This window comes from Thermogemmatispora sp. (assembly GCF_019683755.1).
GTDB lineage: Bacteria > Chloroflexota > Ktedonobacteria > Ktedonobacterales > Ktedonobacteraceae > Thermogemmatispora.
Window position 1 is genome coordinate 1 of record NZ_JADGHT010000453.1, and the last position, 3,095, is coordinate 3,095.

A 3,095-nucleotide genomic window follows, 5' to 3' on the forward strand; every position below is an offset into this window, starting at 1 on the left:
TTTTACTGTTATTGTTGTGTAATATTGTGACGGAGAAGCTGCCTATGGACAAGAAGCTACTCATCGAGTACCTGAATTGCCGCCAGGTTCCACTGACCGGACAGGAGCAAATGGTATCACTGCATCAGAGGCTGTGCGAGGCGGCTCCCGAATTCTATCTCTACCTGCTGGCTGATCCTTTTGCGGACCTCTCGCATAAGCGAGAGATGCTTGTTAATCTGATTCGTTTGCCAGCAGCTCATGCTATTACCAGGCAGCGAATTGTGGAGCAGTTGCGCGTGTTGCCGGCTGAGGAGGCTTTGCTTGTCGCTGATGTGATCCGGCAGCGGCGCATCAATAACCGGCGCGCACGTGAGCTCGGCCTGCAGCTGCTGATCGGCCATGAGCAATTCCCGCAGCTTGCAGCGGCGCGGCGACAGCGGGTCACGCTCTTGTTAAAGCATCTGCTAGGGGAGCGGACATGGTCTTCGGTGCGGCGCTTCTTGGCGCAGCCGAGTGAGGTTGGCGAGAAATTCCTCCGGCGCGAGCTGTTGCACTACGCGCCTAATTCGGCCATCGCGCGGGAGACCCTCTGTTTTCTGGCTGGGGTACCTTTCAATCCTACCGATCCGACGCTAGCGAAGCGCATGGCCGCGCGTGAGCAACTAGAGCGCGGGGAGGGTCTCCCCCGCGAGACCCTCTTTGGGCTGCGCGGTATCTATCACCGGGATGTCCCCGCCAGTCGGATTCGTGCCCTTTCGCCATCGGCGAAGCGGAGTGAGCGCCAAGATGGACCTCTGACCAGACTCTATCGAGAAGCTCTGATCCAGGGGCTGCCGAGTGAGCAGTACACCGAGAAGTTGTGGCGTGGAACAGAGCAGGCGGTAGCTTCATTGCCACTCGTCGAGGGGCGGCTTGCCGTCGTGCTGGATCTCTCGGCCTCGATGGCCTCCTCGGGTGAGCGCGCCTATCACCCGATCGCGCTGGCTCTGGCTCTGGTGCGCTTGTTGCAGCACCGCGTGACTTCGGTCATGCTCTATCAGATTGGTGGCAGCCTACTCGCCAGTGAGGAACTGCTGCCGCGACCCCAGGGGGTGACCGATCTAGCCACTGCTCTGCTGGAGGCCGCCCGCTCACAGCCGCAGGCCATTCTCCTGATTACCGATGGCTACGAAAATGTGCGTCAGGGCGATGCCGCCTCAATCCTGCAAGGCTTGCGTCTGCTGGGCCTGACTATGCCGGTCTATCAGCTGATCCCGGCCTTCTCTCGCTCCGAACATCTAGAACAGCGTCATTTGGGCAGCGATTTCATTCTGTTACCTGTGCAACATGAACAAGGTATACGCGAGGTATTGGCGCGGCTCTTTCTGGATTACGCCGCCGAATCTATCTCTCTGGTTGAAGCGGAACAGGTGCAACAACTCTTGCTTACGAGGTGATAGCCATGATGGAGATACAAGTCAAGCAGGAGGCGGCGGAAACTTCTCCTCTTGCGGGGCTGCTGGAGCACCTGGCCCCGGGACCGCTGCTTTCCTGGGGCTTGCTGGAGGTCATCGGCCTTTTCCCAGTCAGCGCCGACCACGAGCAGCGTCATGTACGCTTTGCTCCTCCTCTCAGCGCTCTTGAGCTGGTCGGATCTCCCTCCTATGGGACGCTTGTGTTGCGCAATCGGGCTACAGATGGGGTGTTGGTGCTGCCGATGCACGTGGCTTTCTTTCAGCCAGGGGTACAGAACCATGCGACAAGCCGCGTGCTGGTCCTCGATGCCGGCGAAACGCTGACGGTAGATGACTGCTTTTGCATCCAGCGAACCCAGAGTGGAATGCTGCGCCAGGCCCAGCAGCGCTTCTGCATGTTGCCTCTCGGGCTGCGCCGCGCTGCCTTTGAACTGCAGGGGGTGAGGGATTTTGGTCGACTCTGGACGGCGATTACTGCTTACTCACGCCGCTACGGGATCAACTACAACGGCCATCTGGAGCACTGGCTGCGTCCTAACTTCGCCCTGTTGCTGCCCTATCGCCATGCACTAGAGCTGCAGCCAGGTCAGATCGGAGCCGCTTTCTTCCTGGCCGGCAGACTGGTTGGCGTGGAGCTGGCGCCCAATAGTGCTTACTGGGCCGAACTGATGTCGGTGCTGCTGATCTACTGCTATGGTTCGGCTGCTCTGCTGGCCCAGCGCCAGGGCCGTGCGCCATCTCGTTCCTCTCTCGATCTGGCGGGCTTGCGCGATATAGATGATTTGCAGCGGCGCTTGCAGGAGGTTCGCTATCAAGATCAAAGGCTGCATCTGGGGCAGCTCTCTTCGGTGGCTACGCTCCACAAGTATGCTCGCCTTGCTGAGAAGCATGCCGGGCTGCGCGTGCTGTCGATCAACCACGGCGAGTGGCTCGGCCAGGTCGTCTGCGCCCGTTCTGAGGTGGTCTATCTGTCGCTGTTCCGTAGCGAGCTATAGGTTTTCTTCTCGCTGCCTTACGTGAGTGTCTGTCTCTCTTCCTCCTCTCGCCCGGGCGAGGCCTCTTCTCCTCCGCCCGGGCTTCTCCCCCTCCGGCCTCGATCTTCGACTGTTGTCCACCTTTCCTTTCTGGAGAACCTGACAACTTTGCTTCTAGCAAGGCTCTATCCAGTCCAGCTCCTCACCGGCTTCATCGGCTTCGCCACGCTGCTGGCAAAGGGAGGAAAAGACCCTGGCCTGGTGGCTGATCCCTGAAGCTATGTGCTAGAATGGAAGCTGAGCTGGTTACTGCCATACGCCTCCTGCAACTTTTCTGCTCTACTATACGCTTATGGACAATTTCCACGTAAATCAACACAAGCCAGCGGCTCAGCCTTGGCCTGCCTCTGTGGACGCGATGCCTGCTCACCTGGACCCCAGGGAGCCATTGCCGTCGCTCTGGGAGCTGCTGCGTATCTGGATCTTGATCGGCCTGCAGTCTTTCGGTGGTGGTTCTTCAACCCTGTTGTTGATCCAACGGGAGTTTACCGAAAAGCATCGCTGGCTGACCATTGAGGAATTCGCCCGCGACTGGAACCTCTGTATTATGACTCCCGGCATTAACCTGGTAGCGATCACTGTGCTCATTGGGCGCAAGCTCGCTGGACCCTGGGGAGTCCTGGTG

The 3,095-nt window shown here is 59.1% G+C and carries 3 protein-coding genes; all 3 read left to right on the forward strand.

Annotation, left to right across the window (positions count from 1 at the left end):
- On the forward strand, positions 1–1,418 hold a 1,418-nt coding region (locus tag IRZ24_RS18650; protein WP_297167719.1), incomplete at its 5' end, for a vWA domain-containing protein.
- Between the two features lie 5 nt (positions 1,419–1,423).
- Positions 1,424–2,431 carry a hypothetical protein gene (locus tag IRZ24_RS18655; RefSeq protein WP_297167722.1) on the forward strand — a complete coding sequence of 336 codons (1,008 nt, stop codon included), beginning with the start codon at positions 1,424–1,426 and terminating at the stop codon, positions 2,429–2,431.
- Between the two features lie 397 nt (positions 2,432–2,828).
- Positions 2,829–3,095, forward strand: a 267-nt coding sequence (locus IRZ24_RS18660) for a chromate transporter (RefSeq protein WP_297167725.1), incomplete at its 3' end; no start/stop codon positions are given.

Excerpts from the sequence above, each read along its gene's own strand:
- IRZ24_RS18655 (WP_297167722.1), top strand. The coding sequence starts at position 1,424 with ATGATGGAGATACAAGTCAAGCAGGAGGCGGCGGAAACTTCTCCTCTT.